Origin of the sequence: uncultured Vibrio sp., assembly GCF_947488985.1 — a bacterium.
In the GTDB taxonomy this organism is placed as follows: Bacteria; Pseudomonadota; Gammaproteobacteria; order Enterobacterales; family Vibrionaceae; genus Vibrio.
The window spans coordinates 1-22109 of sequence record NZ_CANLBV010000064.1 but is presented as its reverse complement, the minus strand read 5'-3'; the positions used below and the strand labels follow the sequence as shown (position 1 = coordinate 22109).

Sequence of the window (22109 nt, the reverse complement as noted above, 5' to 3'; positions counted from 1 at the left end):
AGGCTCTTTGGCATCTCGAATTAATGATAACTTTCAAGTTCTCAAGCCTGCATCTTCAAGTTGAACGAGTATATAAGACTTTTATCTTGACATAGCCATAATATAAATGTGGATTAATGATAGGTAGTGATGTGCTTCAGTATTTTGTTATCGGAAAAGTAGCTCTTTAGTAGAATATGCTGCCCTGTCAGAAATAGCTCAACCAAGTTGAAGAAAATTTTGTCGAACTGACCAATGAAATGGGTAATATATCGACAATATAACTCTCTGTTGAGAGGAAGACTCAACAAATTAGCACGGTCATTGAAATGATTAACGCGATGGCTGATCAAACCAATCTGTTAGCGCTTAATACGGCAATAGAAGCGGCAAGGGCGTGTGATTCTGGGCTAGGGTTTTCGGTCGTTGCTGATGAAGTTAGAGTGCTTGCCCATAATGATTGCCATTGACATAGAGCAAATAAAGCAGAATAAGGAGAGATGGCGAGGATAAAATAGCCCAGCGAAAATGCTGGGCTTTTGATGTTCGGCGAGAGTGGCTTATGTCACGGACTCTTCCACTAAGCCACTTACTTAGTTACAAATATCTGCTCTGTCTCTAGTGAGGTCATCGCGCGTACTTGACGCCAGATGTAGTAAAAAATACCGAGCATCATCAGTAGGCTTGGAATAGCGATCGCAGGGTAGCTGTACAGTGTCATTTTGCCAAGCTCTTCATTGAAGGCCACCGTACCTGCTGGGCTGGTCACAATCCAAGTCGCTAGGAAATAATTCATCGCAGACGAAAAGGCGAAGGTACTAGCGAACAGGTAGTTCGACGTCATTAGGCAGCGGTTGAACTTTGCTTGGTTACCGAACTCTTTTAAACGCTCTTCGATAAGAGGAATGTTTAGCAGAGCGGGGGTAAAGATAACCTTTTGGATAAATGGGTAGCGAGTAAACGTTGAACCAAGTACCGCTAAACCAATTAAGCCAGGGATGAGTGCTTCTTTTAGTGCTAACCAGCGGGTATCCAGTTCGAAGAAACCAATACCTCCGGTCAATAGTACGCTGACAAAGCCAAGCGCGGCAATGAAGTTAAACTTCTTGTTGCGGATGAGTTCCATACCACCGTAAGCAATCGGGAAGGCGAGTGCGATTAATAGCGCTAGGCCAGTGCCGAGATGCTCTTCTCCACTGAACTTCATTAAGATAAATGAAGGCAGAAATACGTTAAAAACGACTTCGAAAAGAGGGCTCGATTTTTGGTTATCTGTATTACTCATAATTTCTAAATACATTATGTTATGGATTCATTTTCAGGGATTGTTGTTTACCTTGGCCAAGATGTAAAGCCTAAAGAGGTCATGCTATGTAACGACATGTGACATCACCGACATCTTTCAGCCTGTCAGGCATTCAATTGACCAGAATAAAGACACTTAGCCCAGCATTCACCGAACTATCTTAGCGAAGCCAAACAATAAGCATAGGTAGTAAGGTGGTGGAACAAATGGGGGGCGTTGAGCAGTTTGACTAGGAGTGTCGGAATTTAGTCGCTGAGCTTTAGTAGGGTTACGTCCTACATATTGAATAACCTAAGTGTGTAACTCTTCTATATACTAACTGCCTTTTAACGTGTATTTTACATGGTTTTATGCGCTATTTCATTTTGCTTCTGCTTTATAAGGGCTCTCAGGTTGATGTTTTCTAAACCACTACGCTTTAGTTTTACACTGGTTTTATTGTTCCTATTTCATTCATTTGCGAATGCTGAAAGTGAGACTCAATCAGCTAAAAAAGAGTCAACCAAAGCTCTTGCGGAAAAAACAGGGAGTGAGTTGTTTTCGCATTATGTTAAAGATGATGTGATCCCGTCATTGGCCATCTCTTCATTTATCGAACACAAGCATATGGTAGCGCATGTCGTTGAAGAAGAGGTCATCGATGGTGAAGTCGTAGAGAAAGATCTGTTTGTCACCCAAAAAACAGACGATCGCGGGAATCTGCGGGTGCACGTCAAATACCCACAGCAGTATGAGAAGGACCAAAAAAGTTACACGCGATCTACGGAAGCCATGGTTCGAACTCAATACAAATTACGTCAATTTGCTCGAAGCTACGATCCTGAGTCTGTTGAAGTCGTTCAATTAAAAAATGGATTGGATCTGATTCGTTTCCGCTATTCTAAATTTGGTTTACCACAAGACATTGCTTACTTTCGCTTTATGGAAGTGGAAATTGTGGCCAAAGAGGGTCACCCGATCTCTATCACTGTGACCAACAACCAGTCATTTGAATATCGTAACAGTGTTGTTGAAGAGTACAAACAGGTACTGAGCTTTGCGCCGAATAGCCTAGGTCATGATGTGATGGTGAAAAAGCACATTACCGCGCTTGGTAAAACTAGAAAAGGTAATAAAGACTACTCGTTGTCGGTGACAGTTACTCCTGTTAAGTACGTCAATAAACAGGACCAAATCGAAATACTGAATGATGATGAGCTTGCATCGTTTAATGATAAAAACCTAATTGAAAAAGAAATCAAACTGACCAGCGCATTGCCGCTACTCGGTGATGCAGTACGCCGCCAGGGTATTGATCTTCCACTTCCATATGGTGTGAGCTTTGTTTACCGAAACCAAGATATGAACTTCGGCTTAAATGATATCAGTATTATGAATCAAAGCTTGAATAGCCTATTGGAGCCAGGCAGTACTTCTGCAAAAGTGACCGCAGAAACCGTGGGTATCCGTGGTGATGTTTATTTACTGCCTTTTCTGAACATTTATGGCATGGTCGGCAAGCTTAACATTGATGCGGATGTACACGGTGAATACAATGGCGAACTGGGTAATGCGATTCGCGATAAGCTTAATAATAAACTGCCACAGCTAGGCGATGCATTTTGTAATGGATTGTCGGCGTTATGCCAGTCAGGGACTATTGATATTCCTCTGAGCTTGTCATACGACGTGCTATCGGTGGGGACAACGCTTGCTGTGGGTTACCGAAACCTGTTTGCATCGGCGACGGCAAGTTACTCTATGACTCGTTTAGAAGGCGAAGATCAGTGGGGAGACCCGATAGTGTCAGTCCAACCAATGATTGGTTACAACTGGGTTGATTATCGTACTCAATTGTTTGTTGGTATGGAGTATCAATTTATTAAGCCTTACTTCCGTGGTGAAGTGTCGCAAATTGAAATTGGTGGTGAACCCTTCTCCTATGATGTAGGTGCAAACTTAGCAGAAGCGGCCTACATGGTCGGACTCAACAAGGAGCTTGGCCGTAATTACATGCTGACTTTCTTGTACAACAAAGGTGAAACGCGTAATTCAGTGACACTCAATATGGGTTACCGTTTTTAAGCGCCAGCCTCAAATTTGAAAAGCCCCCAATCTTCACAGACCCCAATAGTTGGACACCAATTATTGGGGTTTTTGCTATAATAACGGCTCGCAGATCTAATTGCGAAAACTCTCTTAGAGCACTCATAGGTGGGGTATTAGAGCTCATTGGTCATTATCCTATAGACTTGGGTATGCAGTCGATTGGTGGCGTTACTGGTGGGAATGAAGCGATGAAGTGCATCTTTATCGACATGTTCATCACACACGCAACGGATCTCTAATTGCGAGAGTAGGCTAGGTTGAATATAAAGCACAAAAGTAAGACAGGGCTTTGAACAAGCCGGGTCGCTAAATAGCGAGAATTGGCCGATTCGAATTTAATTGTGTAATGATACAAATCTTATTGTTAATGACGGTTATTTAGTGAACGCTGTTGAGTTGAAAGTCAAATCAAGTGGCTGATTTAATTGGAAATAAGATAAAATATCGGAAAGGCGATATTTTGAGGTTTAAAGTGTTATATCCTGAGTTTTACATTTTAATTGATGTTAAATTCTGAATTTTTATGTTTTAGTGGCGTTTTTTGGTTTTGTTTAAGATATTAATAGTTGTATATCTTTTTGATTTTATAGAATAATTCAATTGTTCAAGTAAAAAAGTTGGCGAAAATCAGAAGCTTGGCATACACTTTCCTTGTAAATGACCTTATCTCTTTGATTGAATAGGGCAAATGCTTTGGCGCTACTGGCGATGGTAGCAATGTATAACATAGTTTTGAGGAAAGTTTTATGGCACTCACGAAGGCCGATTTGGCTGAGAACCTGTTTGAATCACTCGGATACAGCAAGCGGGATGCCAAGGAAACGGTTGAAGTGTTTTTCGAAGAAGTTCGTAAAGCACTTGAAAATGGCGAACAGGTAAAACTGTCTGGTTTTGGTAACTTTGATCTTCGCGAGAAAAACGAGCGGCCAGGTCGTAACCCGAAAACTGGTGAAGACATTCCAATTTCTGCTCGACGTGTTGTAACTTTTAGACCGGGACAAAAATTAAAGGCCCGAGTTGAAAATATTAAAATCGAGAAGTAGCCAAGCAATAGACCACGCATAGCGTGGTCTTTTTGTATGGATAGTTTATGTACCATGCCCCATCTATTTTTCTCTTATTTAAACCACTTCATTACTTGATATCTAGCGAACTCAATACCCCAAGATAACGCATTTTTGGCACTCAAGCTCTAGCTTCAATATCGCGGCTTTGACAAGCACTTATGTGGTAAGGGAGAAGCGATCTCTGGTGGCGTAGCGATTAAAGCTGCGACGTTATTGACCACGGTGTTATGGACCATAATGTGAGTGATCACAGCGTATTCATGTCGCTAAGCATCCTTACAGCACGTTAGAGCCTTTGGACTTATACAATCGTACGAAAGAGTATTATCACAAGTAGTGAAGCTGAGAACAACGGATAGCTAAGATAAAGAGTAAACAAGACAAAGGGCTGTCATGGTGCAGCCCTTTGTCGTGGTATTGAGTTAATTGGTTTGTATCTAGCTGTTATGCGGCTTTTATATGGGTGGTAATGTAGGGTTGCCATGCCTTTTGGTAAAGCTCGAGAGATTGTCGCCTCAAACTGTTGATTTGCGCCGCTTCAATGTCGTTTATAGGGCGCTTTTCTGCGATAGCGTGACGTTCAATACCTTGAATGATCTCGTACAGTTCATGCTCTGGGCCACTTTTTACATCCGCAATCGCTTTCAAGTGGAGTTGAACCTCTGCAATGATGTGGGTCTTAGGTAAGCGAACCAATAAGTTAAGGTCGCGATAGCCAGAGTCCGCCGGAGATTTGAATTTGTTTTTCAATTTTACGACATCGGCTTCACGGCTGAGCGCTTCATACACTTCAACTAAGCTCTCGACATCATTTGCGATGATTGTTGCACGCGCTAAATCGGTAATCTTGGTGACATCACCACCAAGTTCAAATTCAATTTTTTCTTGTGCTCGCGCTTGAGATTTTACACCGGAAAACAACGCTTCAGAATTCGTTAGTAGGGCAGTGCTGTTACAGATGGTTTCGAGTTCCGCTTGGCCTTGGTGAGCCTTACTGTAAAGAATGTCGAAGTCGGTGTATGGCTGAGTTGGACGTGAGTCGAATGCTTTTATGCCATACAGGCCACTTAGGCTATGGCGAAAAACGTTTGACGAAACTTGGTTTTGCGCAGGCGTGCGCGTTTGATCCGTTGAACTGGTTGAAACAGGTGCTGCTGCGAATGCAGGCGCTCGGCTCAATACTAGAAGCATTAGGGCCGTCGTGCGAAGAAATACACTCATTCAAACTCCAAAATACAAGGTTACAAAACGGGTATTAAAAAAGAGGTAACCGGCAACGCATAAGAGTAAAAACAGCTTAACTAGACAGATAATATTGATTGAACACGCCCTAATTAACCTAGTCACTTTAACGTTTAATTGTGCGTTAAAATGTGAACATCTAGACAAATCATTGAAGCGGTTATTCAGCTATTTTAAGAACTTTGAACTGAGTCAAATTCTCGTTTTTTTGACATTAACTTGAAATTTCAACCACGCTGAGGTTGCCCTTACCTCTCTATACTGTACCCTTCCATTATCACTGTTTAACATGAATGAAAGATGAATAATCCTGAATTTTGGCACAATAAATGGGCTGCCAACCAAATTGGTTTCCACCTTGAAGATGTCAATCCACTGCTGATTGAATTTTGGAAAAAGACCGACCCTAGCTATGAAAAGAGTGTGTTCGTTCCCCTTTGTGGCAAGAGCGAGGATTTGATTTGGCTCGCGTCTAAGCATCAAGAGGTGCAAGGGGTTGAACTTAGCCAGATCGCGGTTCGAGCGTTCTTCTCAGAGCACTTCTACACGCCGACCGTGACACAAATCAGTGGTCAGCATGAGCTCTATCAATTCGATGAGTTGAGTGTTTATACAGGTGACTACTTCACTGCGCCAATTCAGCCAGTCGATATCATTTATGACCGTGCGTCTTTAGTGGCATTGCCGGAAGATATGCGCGTGCAGTATGTTGAACGCTTGAAGCAATTGCTGAATCCGGGCGGGAAGATCCTTCTGGTGACACTGGATTATGACCAAAGCGAAATGTCAGGGCCTCCGTTTAGTGTTCCTAGACGAGAAATTGATCAGTTGTTCGCGGGCTATAAGATCACCTTGTTGAATGAAGATGTTGCAGACGATGAACATCCGAAGATCGCCAAGAAAGGCTTGTCGAGATTTAGCGAAGAAGTGTATTTGATTGAGTCTGAAGCTTAAGTATCAAGCGTAAACAGAGCATCAGCAAAAAGACGAGCCAAACGGCTCGTCTTTTTTATTAGTACGGTTTGTTTTTATTAGGGCGTGTTGATCTTTCTAGCTGATTTTTGCAGCGAGTTGCTGGGTATTTATACAAGGCAGAGGCGTCGATGTGTAGCTAGCCTACATGAGAAGCCGATAACGTAGTAGAAATGACCAGCAAACGCTGCCCGAAGGGTTCGGCTAAAAGCGTTTTACTCTTTGTTGAGGAGGATTTGCTTAGAATGCTAGGCTACTTCCTCCTCGCCGCGATTAAAACGCTTTTATCTCGAACAAAATTTAACCGAGAAAGGTCAACACGCCCTAGTATGGCTTACTCTTGTAAACCATTGATGTTGCGCGTAGCTTTTGATTTTAAAAAGAGAACAAGTGCCGTTAGTAAATCACGTTGACTTTAGACGCGCTTTCAATGGCATCTTCAATGGCAGTTTCAATGCTCTTGCGACGAGTTAACGCCACACCCAGACGGCGGCGACCGTCGATATCAGGTTTACCAAACAGACGAATTTGCATTTGTGGAGCGTCTAACGCTTGTTCAAGACCTGAAAAACGGATATTGGTCGATGTACCTTGACCAAGGATAACCGCTGAAGCACAGGGACCATATTGTGTGATTGATTTGATCGGCATACCAGTGAATGCACGTACGTGCAGGGCGAATTCAGATGAATCTTGAGACATCAAGGTCACTAGCCCCGTATCGTGTGGGCGAGGGGAAACTTCGTTGAAGATAACGTGATCGCCTTTAACGAACAGTTCTACCCCAAAAATACCGTGACCACCTAATGCATTAACCACTTGCTCTGCAGTGTACTGCGCGGCTTTGAGTGCGTTGTCTGACATAACTTGAGGCTGCCAGGATTCACGGTAGTCACCATCCTCTTGACGGTGGCCGATAGGTGCACAGAAGTGAACGCCGTCCGCTGCACGAACGGTTAGAAGGGTGATCTCGTAGTCGAAATCAATAAAGCCTTCCACGATCACGCGACCCGCACCAGTACGACCGCCTTCTTGTGCGTAATCCCATGACGTGTGAATATCTTCTTGCGTTTTGATCACGCTTTGGCCTTTACCTGAAGAGCTCATCACAGGCTTCACGACACAGGGCATTCCAACGAATTCAACAGCAGCGCTGAAATCTTCAAAGGTGTCGGCAAAGCGGTACGGAGAGGTACTCAGCTTAAGCTCTTCTGCGGCTAAGCGGCGGATACCTTCACGATTCATCGTCAGTTTGGTCGCATTAGCCGTAGGAACCACATTCAAGCCTTGCGCTTCGAGCTCTACCAACTTGTCGGTGGCGATGGCTTCAATTTCAGGAACCACATAATCTGGTTTCTCTAATTCTATGACAGCTTGCAGTGCATCGCCATCTAACATGTCCAATACGTGGCTACGATGTGCCACTTGCATCGCAGGCGCATCTGCGTAGCGATCACAAGCAATAACTTCCAAACCTAAACGTTGGCACTCAAGTGCCACTTCTTTACCTAATTCACCTGAACCTAGCAGAAGTACACGAGTAGCATTTTCACGAGTAGCGGTACCAAACATAGAAATTCCTTCCGATCTTTTGAACGATTGATTGAAAACGGGGTGATCATACTTATTTGGAAGATAAAAGCAAACGTTTGCGTTAGTTGTGAAGGGAATAATAAGCATAAAAAAAGCAGCCCAGGAAATTCGGGCTGCTTGTTGTTAATTAGGTGTGCCCATTAGGTGTTAATGTTAAACAAATGTACCTAAATGGTTAGGTGCGCTTAACTTGTTAGCTTAATGTGCTTAAGTTATTGGCTTAATACGTTTAAATTGCTAGATAAGTCAGTGGGATGTCTGGGTTAATCGCTTCGAGTGTTGATTGAGTCTCTGCGAGATGGCTGATGCTACCGTCGGCAATTTCAACCAAGGCCGCGCTTTTAATTTGTTCAAGATCGAAGCCAGCCAGTTTGAGCTGAACCAGTGCCACTTGCAGTGGTGGTAGGCTCGGGTTAAACGCTGCGTTTTCTGCGTATGCGCCAGTAAAGACTTCGCCAGTCGTCAGTTGCAGCGACACACCGCTCAGGTTCTTGGTATAAGGGGCATGACTGCGGTTTAAGGCTGAGAGAGCGCTGACAACCATAGGGCTGTTCTCTTCCGATGTGTACTGGTGATCTAGCTTCGTCATCAAGCCCGTAGTGATGCCAAGATCTGAAGGACCGAATGAATCAGGCAGGTATTCTTGAAGAGACATCTCGTCACGTTGTGGCAGTTGAACTTTTAGCTCTTTGGCGGTCGTCAGTTCGTTCATAAATTGACGGCAGTGACCACAAGGACTGAAATTGATCGTGATATCTGAAATACCTTCTTCACCTTTCATCCAAGCATGGCTGATCGCAGACTGTTCTGCGTGTACCGTTTGGCTAAGCTGAGTGCCAGCGACTTCAAGGTTAGCACCGAAGTACAGAGTACCCGATAAACCACGAACGATTGCACCCACATAGAAGTCAGATAACGGCGCGTGAGAATGTGCCGCTGCAAAAGGGAGGAGCGCAATACGCAGTTCATTATCGGTTAGGTCACTTGCTTCAAGCAGGCGAGTAAATTGTTCTGGAGACAGTGTCGCATCGAAGTTATCTGCTAATACGATGTCACTCAAAAGTGCTTTAATGGCTGTTGGAGCACTCTCCAGCGCAAGGGTAATACGACTGTTCATGTTGAATCCTTAATTGACCTTAGGCGGTAATTCTATGCTATATTCAGGAAATTTCCGTGACAAAGATCACCTCAAGGCGCTTGTTGTTACATTGCATTACACAATAAGAGCGAAGTCACAAATGAAATCGATTGCACCATGACCTTGTCCATCTTCATATTCAACGCTAGAACTGCTCTTCTCAAATCGGTCATAGGCCACCGCTTCTAGAATCAATTCCTAACCCGCCTCTGAGCTAAGCATTTTAGAGAGTTTAGTCTCTTTAGACTGCTTAAGAATAAAACCAAAACACCGCTGAAAATATGCTGGGCGCGATAATTGAGGTAATCACCCCACAAAGTACTAACGCCAATGAACTGAACGCGGCATCTTGCGGGTGTTTCTCCGCGCAAGTGGCGGTGCCTAACGCGTGAGAGACTGTGCCCATGGTTAAGCCTCTGGCTATCGGGCTTTTGATACCAATCAGGTTATAGATAGGGTAGGCGAAAATTGCCCCGAATAAACCAACGATCAAGACCAGTATCGCCGCAATCGCGGCTTCACCGCCTAAATTGCTCGACACTTCCATCGCAATAGGCGTTGTTACCGACTTGCCCAATAGGCTTGCAATCAAGGTTAAATCTGCATGAAACACAACGGCAATCAATGCCGATATGATCATCGACATCACACTGCCAAGCGTGCAGGCTAGAATGATGATACGCCAGTTCGCTCTGATTTGAGGCAGTTGCTCATACAAAGGGTAGGCCAATGCCACGACCGCCGGCTGGAGCATATAGGTGATCCAAGTATTGTCATCGTAGTAAGTTTCAAAGGGGACTTTGAAGAACATCAATAACGGGATGATGATGACAATGCTGAGTAATAAAGGGTTGCAAAGCGGTGAATTCACCTTTTGGCTAACCCAACGAGCAAAGACAAAGACCACGATCGTCAATAGAATCCACATGATTATTTACCTCTCGAAATCAGGCGGTCTAACAACCACGATAAAGACACCAATACGATCAAGGTTCCACCCACCGCGCTGGCCATGATAGGCAGTGCATTTTCGATAAGCATCTCGAAGTGATCCATCAGTCCAACACTGATAGGAACGAACAGTAGAACCATAAATCGAATGATCAAATTTGCACCGGGTTGTACCCACTGCGAAGGAATAATACCGATGACCATGGCAGAAAAGAGAATCAACATGCCAAAAATACTGCCAGGAATCGATGTGTCGAGGAATTGCTGCAATGCGTTACCTGCTGTTAAGGCACCTATGATTAAGGTGAAGGAGATTAAACAGTAAATCAGGTGGACAAATTTTTCTTTCAAAGTCTTATATCTCTTGGTTTCCATCTATTGCTGTCAGCGCTAGCTGGCTAACTTTTCTACGTATTGATAAACCGCTTTCAAGATAGCCATTTTCTTCTCGTCACTTTGATGCTCATGAGCAAGGTTTTCTAAATTGAGCATGTACTCTTCTAGACGGTTCTCATAATACTCACGACAGTGGTTGGCCCATTTCAATTGCTCAGATTCATCGAGCGTCCATGGGTAGTGGCGCGCGCGATAGCGGAACAGTAACGGTTTAATACGCTCATCACCGAAAGTGATATCTAAAGCGGCCAAGTTGTTTGGGTCGGTTTCACGAATGATGTTCATCGCTGTTTTATCGGCTGGCGAAAAGAACCCATCGTAAAGGTGCGTATCAACATCATCACTTTTTGGGTATTCGCGTTCTTGTGAGTACAGACCAATCAGCTTTTCACGGATTTCTGGGTGTTCACGTAATAGCGCCAAATTCTTCAAGCACTGTTGACGATCGATACCTATGGTTGCTGCATTGTCGGCGGTCAGGGTTTTTGCCGGGGCTAAGATAGGGCACTTGTTGAGATGCACAAGCTTGATTGGCACTGGCAGTTGATTTTCGCTTAGTTCACTGCGTTTGGTGTACAAACGTTCCTGCAAGGCTTCTGAATCGAGCTCGAGTAATGGCGTTGGGTCTTTGGCTAAATCAACTACGATCACCGCATTTTGGTTAGTGGGATGCCAAGCCACGGGTACGATCCAACTGGTATAGTTACAATCACGTCCAAACATGCCTGATACATGCATCAGTGGTGTCATGTTAACGATATCAACTAACTCATTTAATTTGCGCTTGTGGCGCATGTTATAGAGATAATCGAACATTTTAGGCTGCGCTGTTTTGACCTTTTTCGCCAATTTAATGGTGGCGATAACATCGGCCATAGCGTCGTGCGCGTTCTCGTGTTCAATGCCATTCGCTACCGAAAGGTGTTCCAGTTTAAAGCTTGGGTAACCCTCTTCATTCTCTGGCCAAATAATGCCATCAGGGCGCAGTGCATGCACCGCACGCATCACATCCAGTAGATCCCAACGCGAATTGCCATTTTGCCAACTCCACGCATAAGGGTCGATAAAGTTTCGGTAACAGGTATAGCGGGTCACTTCGTCATCGAATCGGATACTGTTGTAACCAAGGCTGGTGGTATTAGGTTTTGCTAACTCGGCATGAATTTTAGCGATGAACTCCGGCTCAGGTAGGCCTTGAGACATTGCCTTTTGTGGTGTGATGCGAGTGATCAATGCCGCTTCTGGTGCCGGTAGATAATCAGCAGGTGGCTGACAATAGATAACTAAAGGCTCGCCAATAATATTGAAATCTTGGTCGGTACGAACACCGGCGAACTGACTCGGACGATCTTTCGCTGGGCTCACGCCCCATGTTTCGTAATCGAAAAAGAAGTAGGTTGGCTGATTATCTGAACTCATTGCATGTCCTGAACAGCAAGCGTGGGCCGTTTACTGTAGCTGAAGGTTAGTTTTATTCAGTATCTGACAGTATGCGGTTCGCGCGCAACCCAGATCCTAAATAAATTACGTTAAAACGGTGTATTACGATTCAATCGAGCAGAAGGGCATCGCTTTGAGTCTGATATTCAAACTGATTAATTTCTATTACGTATATTGGTGTTCATGAGCAGAACACCCCGATATTCGAAAATCCAGGGGCAACTTCAGTTCCTCAATTTACAGTGACGTAGTAGACACGAATTTTGCGGTTGTTTTGTAATTTACTCTTGTTGAGTAAACAGAAACCTTAAAAACAGGTATGATAGTGCCGTTTTTAATCCTGAACTGGGAAAGTCATGGCAAAGTTAACACTCCAAGAGCAGATGCTTAAAGCTGGCTTGGTAAATGAGAAAAAATTAAAGAAGGCGAAGAAAGGCTCTAAAAAGTCTCGCGTTCAGTCTCGTGAAGCAAAAGCGGCAGCAGAAGAAGCTAAACTGGCGCAGCAAGCGAAAGACAAAGAGCTAAACCAACAGTTGAAAGAACAGCAGTTGAGCAAAGAGATCAAAGCTCAAGTGAAGCAACTGATTGAGATGAACAAGCTCGAACAGAAAAATGGTGAGATCAAGTACAACTTCACCGACGGTACACTAGTGAAATACCTTTATGTCGAAGATCTGACTCAAAAGCAACTCAGTAAAGGTATTCTCAGTATCGCGCGTCAAGGCGAAAGCTACGTGGTTATCCCGACGGCGGTCGCCAATAAGATCGCAATGCGTGATGAGGAATCTATCGTTGATACGCAAGCGGGTAGCACTGACGAAGTAGACGAGGATGATCCGTACAAAGACTTCGTGATCCCTGATGATCTAATGTGGTAATCCGTTTTACCTAGCGTCAGTCAAATGGCTTGCTAAGTAAAATCGAGATACGCAGCATTATTTTCAGAGCGTAAGTTTTCAGAGTGTAAGTTTACAAGATCTAAGAATGCAGTGAACAATCATAGGGTTGTCGCTGCATTTTTTATTGGCGCAAAATGACCTTAATTAACCTGAGTAAATCTTTATAGTTCGTCCCCTTCAAACGGGAGAACACATATGAAAAAACGTACCAAGGCAGTATGAAGTGTGAGTTAAAGGGAGGCCCGAATATGATGCCAGTAACAGGCCATTTATGGGGCGGAGTGACGAGCCTTGAAATATGGCTGCATTTGTTGCTAAGAAAAAAATCCTCGTCACGCTTATCAATACTCCAGTCTGACAACTTAGGATAGTGTTTCTTTAGCAGTTGGATATCAGCGAAATCAGAATCGCCCCACTGACCTCTATTCTGCTCGGAACTTTTGACGACAAAAGCCGTTGGTTTAAAAATGTGCACTTTACCTCATTGGGACGCAAGCATATCTGCTCGCGGCCCAATCCATAAGAGTAAAATATGCCTTTATACGAATTAATAACTGCGCCAATCAATAAAATCAGATTCGACCGGGAGCAGGCGAAAGTTCTGATAGCTGCTACCGTCATCACCCCAGGTGACAATTCGGGCATCATTGGAAGCAGAGCCGGCTTCAACTGTTAAGACAAAATAACCGTCATGGGCTTGCTTCACCTTTCCGCCGTTTCTGTAATCCATCCACCATTTTTGGGTATTTTGCGTCCCGCAGTTCCACAAAACAACATTTCTCCAACCCGGAGTATTGGCCGAGCCTTCCGGATCCAAACAATATCTGGGATTGTGCAGTGCTCTGAGCTGCTTTTCATCGCTGTACAAAAAAGCCTGATTCGCCGAACCGGTACATGGCCACTGGATAATATCGGTTCCGTTGCTTTGGCCATAGCCACTGACATCAACACACTTATTGCTGCTCACAGCCTGCAGGGCAAAATGGGTCGGCATCGAGTTTCGAATGCCATTGAGCGGGATCCTGCCGCTATGGGTACTAGAGGTTTCACGACTGATCATCGTCGCCCCCCATCCTACCGCTAGCATCATGTCATCATAAGCATCAAATTTATGATCATTACCGGACCAAATCGCCATTAGCTGATTGCTCTTGCTTGCTTCTGCAGCTAGGGTTGCCCAATATTTTCCATCTCCGGTATTACCGCAGACCACCCACTGATTATTATGTGAATAGGCGCTACCATTAAAACCGTTTGCGTATTTATTATAAGTAAAGTGCTCGGGAGCCGTGGCTTCGGGACAGATAAACAGTGGCATTTTATCACCACCTATCGTGTCAATCATCTTTGATTGGGTTTGGTTTTTTAAGCCAATTGGTCCAGCCAATCCGAAAACTATAATGTTACCACGTAGCTGATTAAGCTCTGGCCACCCTATATTTTTAACGCCTGTTCGCAGATTCGAGTATCCGGTATATGTTTGCAGATCCTTAGGCCGATACAACTTGGAACCTAATACAGACTCGATGTTGGCCACCATTAGGCGGTGAGCTCTGTCATTCCACATCGGCGAAATGATGAAGTCTTTCATATCCAACTGAAGTGAAATCACATCATGACCTGGATTATTGTCACTCCAGTTTTTAATATCTCTCAAGCAATCAACAAACTCTTTATTGCCGCTGCATTTGTTGCTCTTCGGACTCGTATAGCTATGTGACACATATATTGTTTCGTAGCCGGGCTTTGGAAAAACATCCAATTCTATGGCTCGGTAGCCTTGATTCAATGCATCACCAAGTGATGAAAATTTACTATTTTCAAATGTATTATGTGGCCGTGACCAATAGGCATTATTGTATTTCACCGTGTCATTTAGCCCTTCCGCATACCAATTCCACGATGCAATGGCCTGTGTAGATGATATGAGGCTAATAACCATCGCAACGAGTATCGACCCAAAGTACGTATTCATGTTTCCTCCTGAATATTAATGAACGCGAGTGCAATATTAATAAGTGATTAATTTCATTTTGATGATCACAACATGACAATTCACAGCCCCCACAGCTTTATGACAGATATCTAACTGGCCCATTTATAACAAGAGATTAATGTTCATAGTGCCGTCACTTAATTGACATATTTGAGGGGTAAATTCCTCAACAACACAAATGAACATGCGTGCAAAAATGCACAATAAAAAGGACTTTTAGAAATGTTTAGACTAACTCTGGTTACCACTGCGCTGCTTAGCGCTTCTTTTAGTTCTATTGCTTCAGAGCTGGTTATTGCAGGCCGTGACAGCAACTACGGACAAGCGCTTCAACATATTGTTGCAGAATATAAGAAAGTAAATACCGATGCGAAGATCACCTTAGTTCAACGCCCTAGCAATGGCTTGTATGAAAGTATCGTTTTGTCGATGAGAGAAAAGACCGGCAACTATGATGTCGTATTAATGGACGATACTTGGGCTCCTGAGTTTCTGACAAACAAATGGCTAGCCCCCCTCTCAAAAAATATCGAAGACCCTGACTTTGTTAAGGCTCCATTTGATATCGGCCGCTACCCGGACGCAACGGGCAATGCTTATGCGATCCCGATGGTCGGTAATGTAGCTATGTTCGCCTGGAACAAGGCTATGTTTGACAAACATGGCCTATCAAAACCGCATACCTGGTCAGATGTACTCAACGCTGCCGCTAAAGTTGATACCGATAAAAACAATAGCGGATTAGTTTTTCGCGGCGTGAAAGGCAACCCTATCGTGACTGGTTTTCTTCCGATCTTATGGGGGTATGGTGCCGACGTGGTTGATAGCAAAGGTAAACCAACGTTAGATACACCAGAAGCGAAACAGGCATTGGAAACATTTCTTGCTATGAAGCAATACGCGCCTCGGGGTGTGGACGTTTACAACGCTGACGAGGTCCGCGACTCCCTCCAAAAAGGCACTGCAGCCATGGCAATTGAAGTTTGGCCAGCATGGGTACCCGACCTCGATGATCCTGAGCTATCTAACGTCGTCGGTGATATGGAAATCATGGCACCGCCAGCAGAGGTGGGCCAGCCTTCACCCATGCTAGGTATTTGGCAGTTGGCCGTACCGGCTGACTCAAACAACAAACAGGCAGCTGAAGACTTCATCGCTTTTGCCACAAGCCCGGCCATTCAAAAAACACTGGCTCTGGATTATGGCATGCCACCTACCCGACAAAGCGTTTACCTGGACAAAGCGGTTACCGCCCAATATCGCTGGTACCCTCAGCAAGTAGAAGCGCTGAAGACGGGTAAAGCACGTCCACGTATTCAAAACTGGGCAGAAGTAGAAAGCATCTTAGGTGACTTCTTGCAAATGGCAATGATGGGGCAAATGACAGCGGAGCAAGCGTTGAAACAAGCTAACCGCCGTATCAGCCGCGCGATCAAAGTGTAAGTAAGCCATCACCGTTAATACCGGCCCTGGTAAAAACAGGGCCTTTATCAGGTTCTGTCATGTTATTTGAAAACCGCAAACAACTCGCAGTATTGCTATTTCCGGCATTCCTTATTTTAGGGTTGTTGACCCTATACCCCATCACAACAGTTTTGGTTAATGCATTTGGTGATGTGGATTATGTGAACAAGCAATATCAATTCGTTGGCTTTGCCAATTTTATAGAGCTGCTTGACGACTTCTTTTTTGTCAGCGCAATAAAAAACACTTTTATTTTTACCGTTGTCGCTTCTGTCTCTCAAGTACTGTTGGGATTATGGTTAGCGCTATTGTTTAATCGCCCGTTTCCAGGCAGACGCTTTGCCTTGCCCGTGATCATCTACCCAATGATGCTATCCACATTGGTCTGCTCGTCTATTTGGCGCTCTTGGTATCACTATGATTTCGGCCTGCTTAACAGCATGCTGGTAAAAATAGGCTTGCCTCCAATGGAATGGCTGTTTGATCCCAACCTCGCGCTTTATGCCATTGCTTTGGTTGATACATGGCAGTGGACTCCGATGGCTTTTCTGATCATTCTCGCAGGCTTACAGTCGATCCCGATAGACATTCAAGAAGCCGCAATGGTCGATGGCGCGAAAGGGGGGCGATCGTTTATGTATATCACCTTGCCGCTGATCCAAAAGCAATTAATGTTAGCCATGCTATTACGCTCTATTGATGCCTTCAAACTGTTCGATAAAGTCTATGTGATGACAGGAGGTGGTCCCGGTAATGCAACCGAAACGCTTTCAATGTTTGTCTATAAATATGGCTTTCGTTTCTTTGACTTAGGAATGGCGAGCGCAGCGGCCCTAGTCATGCTATTGATATCCTTTACGATGACTCTGTTTTACGCTAAACGAGTAACCGGGAGTAAAAAATAATGTCGCGATACCTTCATTTATTTCTGGTTTATTCAGCCGTAGGGCTATTCATGATGCCAATTGTTTGGATGTTTGGTACGGCATTCAAACCACAAAGCGAAATCCTCATGGCCAGTACTCAATTATTACCGACTAGGTTGAGTTTTGAATCCTTCGCCAACTTATGGGGCGGAGACGTATCAACGCTGGTTTTCAATACCATCGTGATCGCACTGAGTGCGACAGCCGTCTCTTTAGCAGTCGCGTTTTTCTCGGCTTACGCTTTGGTTCGCTATTCGTTTCCAGCAAAGCTCGATAGCCTTTTCTTATTACTGGTTCTGGTGATAAAGATGATGCCGCCGATTGTTGTCGCAGTACCGTTATATTCGCTCATGAATCAGATGGGTTTACTCAATAGTCAAATCGGGTTGGTGTTAACATTTCAAATTTACACTTTGCCGTTTTGCATCTGGATGTTACTTGGATTTATCCGCGATATCCCACTCGAGATTGAAGAAGCCGGGTCGATGGATGGCGCCCATTTGTTCAGACGATTGGCCTATATTGTTTTTCCGCTATGTGCCCCTGGCTTGGTTGCAACTGCGATCTTTTCGATCATTCTTGGATGGAATGAGTTTTTATTTTCGCTGCTGTTTATCCATACCCCCGATAAATTCACCATTCCCTTATTCATTTCTAATTTTATGACAGAAGACGGGACCGCTTGGGGAGAGCTCATGTCTGTCGGCATTATTTCTTCCTTGCCAATGCTGGCTCTGGCTGGATACATGCAAAAATTTCTTCTTCGTGGCTTTTCTATGGGACTTAAGTAATGAGCAAATTAATAATTAAAAATCTATCGAAGGCCTATGGTGACCATGTGGTGATGCCTAATGTCAACCTGACCGTTAACGACGGTGAGTTTGTGGTCTTTGTTGGCCCGTCAGGCTGCGGAAAATCTAGTCTACTGAGAATGATCGCCGGCCTTGAATCGGTGACCCAAGGGGACATTTCACTGAATGGAAAGCGGCTAAATAACATTCACCCCTGCGAGCGAGAGGTTGCCATGGTATTCCAATCCTATGCGCTCTACCCACATATGACCGTTGAAAAGAATATGGCCTTTCCACTGAAGATGGCGGGCGTGGATAAACGCACTGCGGCCGAAAAGGTCAGGGAAACCGCTAAAAAACTGCAATTAGAACCTTATCTACATCGCCTTCCAGGTGCTTTATCCGGAGGACAACGACAGCGAGTGGCAATCGGCCGTGCTATTGTTCGCGATCCTGAGCTGTTCTTATTTGACGAGCCATTGTCTAATCTGGACGCCAAGTTACGAAGTGAGATGCGCATTTATTTGAAGCAGCTCCATCAGCAACTGGATGCTACCATGATTTATGTAACTCATGATCAAGTCGAAGCAATGACGCTTGCTGACCGTATTGTTGTACTCAACCAGGGGCAAATAGAGCAGATCGGTACGCCAGAAGAGCTTTATAAACAGCCTAAAAATCGCTTTGTGGCCTCCTTCATTGGTACCCCTGTCATGAACTTCCTTGAAGGCGAAAACCAAGGTCAGATGTTCAAGATAGGGCAAGTTAAAAGCTTCAATACGATTCCAGTCAATGGACAGATAACCTTAGGTATCCGCCCTAATCAAGTGGTTATCGATAGCAGTAATTACGACGCAATAATGAAGGTTGAAGTCATCGAACCACTCGGCCACGCTCGCTTGTATTATGGCAAGCTAGGGGGAGAGAGATTCACAATTGAATCGCAAGAGACCTTCGCTGTGGGTGATGAGATCCCCGTTAACCTTTCTCAATCGGTCCAGCATTGGTTTGGGGAAGATGGCTGCCGTTTAGTGACTACAGGGAAGAAATCAAATGCTGCTTAACATGCTCGGGTGCGGCGATGCTTATGACAGCGACCGCACCAATGCTTCACTACTAGTCACTGAAGACGATTTCACCTTGTTGATTGACTGCGGGCCAACCGTGCCACGAGCCATATTTTCAATGGCTGACAAGTGTTCATCGACAGATGAGAACCACAGCAATGCGGACAACAGTCATAGAATCGATGAGCACCGTATTGATGCTATCTATCTGACTCATGCCCATCCTGATCATTGTTTAGGGTTAACAACACTGGTCAATTGGATGAACGCTAGAGGTAGAAACAACCCCCTCACCATTATTGGTCAACAAAGCCAATGGGATATTTTCAGTCAGCTGATTCACTTTGCACACTGGCCAGAAGAAAGGCTGTCTTTTGACATTCACTTCATCGATGTCCTGACGATTGCTCACATCGGCCCCTGGTCTGTAAAAACAGCTCCAACTTTTCACTCCGTCAGCAACCGCAGCCTATATATCGAGAATAGCCATTGCGGCCTGTTTTATTCTGGTGATGGAAAGTTAGGTGATGAGGGGGAGAAACTCGCGATTGCTGCCGATGTCGCCTTCATTGAGTGTGAGTCCGTCTTCTCTCATGAAAGTCATGGTTCATGGGAGGATGTTCGTCATTTACCATTCACCATTCGTAACCACTGCTTTCTCTATCATGTCGACCCTAACAGTCGCGCTGAGCTTAATACGCTGTGCCAACAGCATCCGCAGGTTGCTCTTGCACAGGACGGTCTGACTCTTTCACTCAATGAGCTAAAGGAAAACATTGATGTTGCATGACATTTTAAAGACCGCACTATCTATCAGCGAGCAGGCCTCAGTTATTGCTATGCGCGCCTTTGCTACACGAAATGATTACCAACGGGAATCAAAAGGGCTACAGGATTGGGTTACTGAAGCCGATCGTCAAGTCGAGAGCTATATCAAACAAATGCTGAGTGATGCATTCCCTAAACATACTTTTTTGGGTGAAGAGAGTGGCGGAGAACTGACTCCTCCAGGATGGGTCATTGATCCCATCGACGGCACTACCAACTTTCTATACGGTATCGCTGATTTTGCTATCAGTATGGCATTTGTCGATGAGCAAGGGCCCGCAATCGGTATTATCTGTGCTCCTGCCCACAACCGAACCATCTATGCTTTACGCGGTGAAGGGGCCTCTGAAAGCGGTAAACTTCTTGCCCCTCAAAGCGATAGAAAGAGCGAATTGCTTGTCGGTCTAAACCTTAATTTTCAGCCAGGTATACCTGTCGAATTTATACGTAACGCGCAACGCATGATAGAAAGTGGACATCAGATCCGAATGTCGGGATCTGCAGCCTGGTCACTGACCCAAGTCGCATGCGGCGAGCTTGATGGGTGCTATGTCGGAGAAGTGAATGTCTGGGATGCAATGGCTGCGCAACTCATCTGTAACGAAGCAGGTCTTGATACCGCCCCCTATTTCAAACACACTGGGCCTATCTATGCGTTTTCGCCAGACTCGCCACTTAAAAAGTTATTGTTAGATTAGTATGAAGAAAGTCACTGCCTCGGATGTTGCAAGCTACCTTGGAGTATCACGCTCATCGGTTTCTCGCGCCTTTACCGAGGGGGCAAGTATCGCGCCTAAACAAAAAGCTAACATTCTAGAAGCCGCCAAAAAACTGGGGTATCAACCAAACCTTCTCGCTCGTACTTTAAGTACACCTTCACAGAAGGCCAAATCGCACCTTGTTGCAATATTGATCAGCGACTTTTCAAACCCTTACCAACCTTATTTGTTCGAGGCACTTTCCACAGCCTTGCGAAAGCAAGGGAAAATGCCAATGCTGATCTCTGTTTCAAATGACAGCGATCTTGATTCTACAATTCAGAAACTGTCTGGGTATCAGGTTGACGGAGTGATTGCTGTCGCAGGCTCTCTACCCGCCAGCAGTTTTGAACAGTGTCTTGAGTTACAACTACCTCTTATTACTCTCGGTCGCTCAGATCCAAACAGCGTTATACCTTCGATACAAACCGATAATGAGCAGGCTGGCCGCCTCGCTGCCAGGCACTTACTATCTAAGGGGCTAACTGAGCTAGGGTACATCAAAGGACGTACAGACGGTGAAGCGTCTATTGCTCGCCATCATGGTTTTCGTGCCGAGTTACAAGAGACCGGTATTACGACATGCACCACCTTTGACGCAGGAAGTTATGGTTATAGCGCTGGATTTGAAGTCGGTGTTCGTCACAGTGAAGATATCCGGAAGCTGCAAGGTGTATTTTGCGCATCAGACGCGCTGGCTTTCGGTTTCATCGACAGTTGTAAGCAAGTCAACGGCATCACTATTCCCGGGCAAATCCAGGTAGTCGGTTGCGATAATGTACCCATGTCATCATGGCAGGGCTATCAACTCACGACGGTTGCCCAACCTGTTCACACTATCACCGAGCAAGCTATTCTTTACTTGGGTATGCTACTGAAAAATAAAACTAACGGAAGTCATACAGGGGCAAACCCAGTGTTCCCATCAGCACAGCTGATAACTCCAGAGCTGATCGTCAGGCGAACCTGATCGGATTCTTCACCACTGACAGCATATAATACAGCCACTTCTCAATAGTGGCTGCTCATCTCTTAATTAGCTGACTTCAGCTAAATGGAGTCCGCGGTAATAGTGGTGGATTAGCGAAATATAAGGCAGGATTCGCAGTTCAATTAAATGTTAATCCAAAGGGCTTTGTTGCGTAAATCGAGTGAACTAAATCAGAATCGTACGATCAGATCAGAGACATTCTCTTATTGACTCCGAT

Annotated in this window: 19 protein-coding genes and 1 pseudogene; 12 read left to right on the top strand and 8 right to left on the bottom strand. The window is 44.8% G+C overall.

Annotated features, from left to right (window positions below):
* Positions 1-263 precede the first annotated feature (263 nt).
* Positions 264-431 (top strand): annotated as a pseudogene (locus Q1A70_RS13765) (methyl-accepting chemotaxis protein); the annotation flags it as partial.
* Positions 432-568: 137 nt separating this feature from the next.
* Here Q1A70_RS13765 and Q1A70_RS13760 read toward each other — a convergent pair.
* Positions 569-1264, bottom strand: a complete 696-nt coding sequence (locus tag Q1A70_RS13760; RefSeq protein ID WP_299692403.1) for a VC0807 family protein — start codon at positions 1262-1264, stop codon at positions 569-571.
* 417 nt (positions 1265-1681) lie between these two features.
* Between Q1A70_RS13760 and Q1A70_RS13755 the strand changes: the two genes are divergently transcribed.
* Positions 1682-3349 (top strand): hypothetical protein, encoded by a 1668-nt coding sequence (locus Q1A70_RS13755; RefSeq protein ID WP_299692400.1) that lies wholly within the window; start codon positions 1682-1684, stop codon positions 3347-3349.
* 770 nt (positions 3350-4119) lie between these two features.
* Entirely contained in the window at positions 4120-4416 is a 297-nt protein-coding gene (ihfA, locus tag Q1A70_RS13750; protein WP_299692397.1) for an integration host factor subunit alpha, read from the top strand.
* Between the two features lie 468 nt (positions 4417-4884).
* Here the strand turns inward: ihfA and Q1A70_RS13745 are convergent, their stop codons facing one another.
* Positions 4885-5661, bottom strand: coding sequence for a phosphoribosylglycinamide formyltransferase (locus Q1A70_RS13745; RefSeq protein ID WP_299692394.1), 777 nt, complete (start codon positions 5659-5661; stop codon positions 4885-4887).
* Positions 5662-5982: 321 nt separating this feature from the next.
* On the opposite strand from Q1A70_RS13745, the gene Q1A70_RS13740 reads away from it, so the two are divergent.
* On the top strand, positions 5983-6636 hold the full coding sequence (locus Q1A70_RS13740) for a thiopurine S-methyltransferase (protein WP_299692391.1): 654 nt from the start codon (positions 5983-5985) through the stop codon (positions 6634-6636).
* A gap of 414 nt (positions 6637-7050) precedes the next feature.
* On the opposite strand, the gene purT is transcribed toward Q1A70_RS13740, so the two are convergent.
* From purT to sbcB, 5 genes are all read right to left on the bottom strand, one after another.
* The gene (gene purT / locus Q1A70_RS13735) at positions 7051-8226 is read right to left on the bottom strand and encodes a formate-dependent phosphoribosylglycinamide formyltransferase (RefSeq protein WP_299692388.1); all 1176 of its coding nucleotides are present in this window, start codon (positions 8224-8226) and stop codon (positions 7051-7053) included.
* A gap of 250 nt (positions 8227-8476) precedes the next feature.
* Positions 8477-9364, bottom strand: a complete 888-nt coding sequence (gene cdd, locus Q1A70_RS13730) for a cytidine deaminase (RefSeq protein ID WP_299692385.1) — start codon at positions 9362-9364, stop codon at positions 8477-8479.
* Positions 9365-9635: 271 nt separating this feature from the next.
* Positions 9636-10313, bottom strand: a complete 678-nt coding sequence (locus tag Q1A70_RS13725; protein ID WP_299692382.1) for an LrgB family protein — start codon at positions 10311-10313, stop codon at positions 9636-9638.
* Positions 10314-10315: 2 nt separating this feature from the next.
* Positions 10316-10687, bottom strand: a complete 372-nt coding sequence (locus tag Q1A70_RS13720) for a CidA/LrgA family protein (protein WP_299692379.1) — start codon at positions 10685-10687, stop codon at positions 10316-10318.
* A gap of 39 nt (positions 10688-10726) precedes the next feature.
* The gene (gene sbcB / locus Q1A70_RS13715; RefSeq protein WP_299692376.1) at positions 10727-12151 is read right to left on the bottom strand and encodes an exodeoxyribonuclease I; all 1425 of its coding nucleotides are present in this window, start codon (positions 12149-12151) and stop codon (positions 10727-10729) included.
* Between the two features lie 377 nt (positions 12152-12528).
* Here sbcB and Q1A70_RS13710 point away from each other — a divergent pair, with 377 nt between their 5' ends.
* Complete coding sequence (locus Q1A70_RS13710) at positions 12529-13050, top strand: DUF2058 domain-containing protein (RefSeq protein ID WP_299692373.1); 522 nt, start codon at positions 12529-12531, stop codon at positions 13048-13050.
* 568 nt (positions 13051-13618) lie between these two features.
* On the opposite strand, the gene Q1A70_RS13705 is transcribed toward Q1A70_RS13710, so the two are convergent.
* The gene (locus Q1A70_RS13705) at positions 13619-15046 is read right to left on the bottom strand and encodes a phosphatidylinositol-specific phospholipase C domain-containing protein (RefSeq protein WP_299692370.1); all 1428 of its coding nucleotides are present in this window, start codon (positions 15044-15046) and stop codon (positions 13619-13621) included.
* A gap of 243 nt (positions 15047-15289) precedes the next feature.
* On the opposite strand from Q1A70_RS13705, the gene Q1A70_RS13700 reads away from it, so the two are divergent.
* The 7 genes from Q1A70_RS13700 to Q1A70_RS13670 are packed head-to-tail and all read left to right on the top strand — an operon-like array spanning position 15290 to position 21871.
* Complete coding sequence (locus tag Q1A70_RS13700; protein ID WP_299692367.1) at positions 15290-16510, top strand: ABC transporter substrate-binding protein; 1221 nt, start codon at positions 15290-15292, stop codon at positions 16508-16510.
* Positions 16511-16569: 59 nt separating this feature from the next.
* A complete protein-coding gene (locus Q1A70_RS13695; protein ID WP_299692364.1) occupies positions 16570-17436 on the top strand; it encodes a sugar ABC transporter permease in 867 nt (288 codons plus the stop codon).
* 50 nt (positions 17437-17486) lie between these two features.
* Positions 17487-18248 carry a carbohydrate ABC transporter permease gene (locus Q1A70_RS13690; protein ID WP_299692361.1) on the top strand — a complete coding sequence of 254 codons (762 nt, stop codon included), beginning with the start codon at positions 17487-17489 and terminating at the stop codon, positions 18246-18248.
* Positions 18248-19312, top strand: coding sequence for a sn-glycerol-3-phosphate ABC transporter ATP-binding protein UgpC (gene ugpC / locus Q1A70_RS13685; RefSeq protein ID WP_299692358.1), 1065 nt, complete (start codon positions 18248-18250; stop codon positions 19310-19312). The genes Q1A70_RS13690 and ugpC overlap by 1 nt, the downstream gene beginning before the upstream one ends.
* Positions 19302-20105: an MBL fold metallo-hydrolase gene (locus Q1A70_RS13680; RefSeq protein WP_299692355.1), complete on the top strand. Its 804-nt coding sequence runs from the start codon at positions 19302-19304 to the stop codon at positions 20103-20105. The genes ugpC and Q1A70_RS13680 overlap by 11 nt, the downstream gene beginning before the upstream one ends.
* A complete protein-coding gene (locus tag Q1A70_RS13675; RefSeq protein WP_299692352.1) occupies positions 20095-20841 on the top strand; it encodes an inositol monophosphatase in 747 nt (248 codons plus the stop codon). The genes Q1A70_RS13680 and Q1A70_RS13675 overlap by 11 nt, the downstream gene beginning before the upstream one ends.
* A 1-nt stretch (position 20842) precedes the next feature.
* On the top strand, positions 20843-21871 hold the full coding sequence (locus tag Q1A70_RS13670; RefSeq protein WP_299692349.1) for a substrate-binding domain-containing protein: 1029 nt from the start codon (positions 20843-20845) through the stop codon (positions 21869-21871).
* Positions 21872-22109 lie beyond the last annotated feature (238 nt).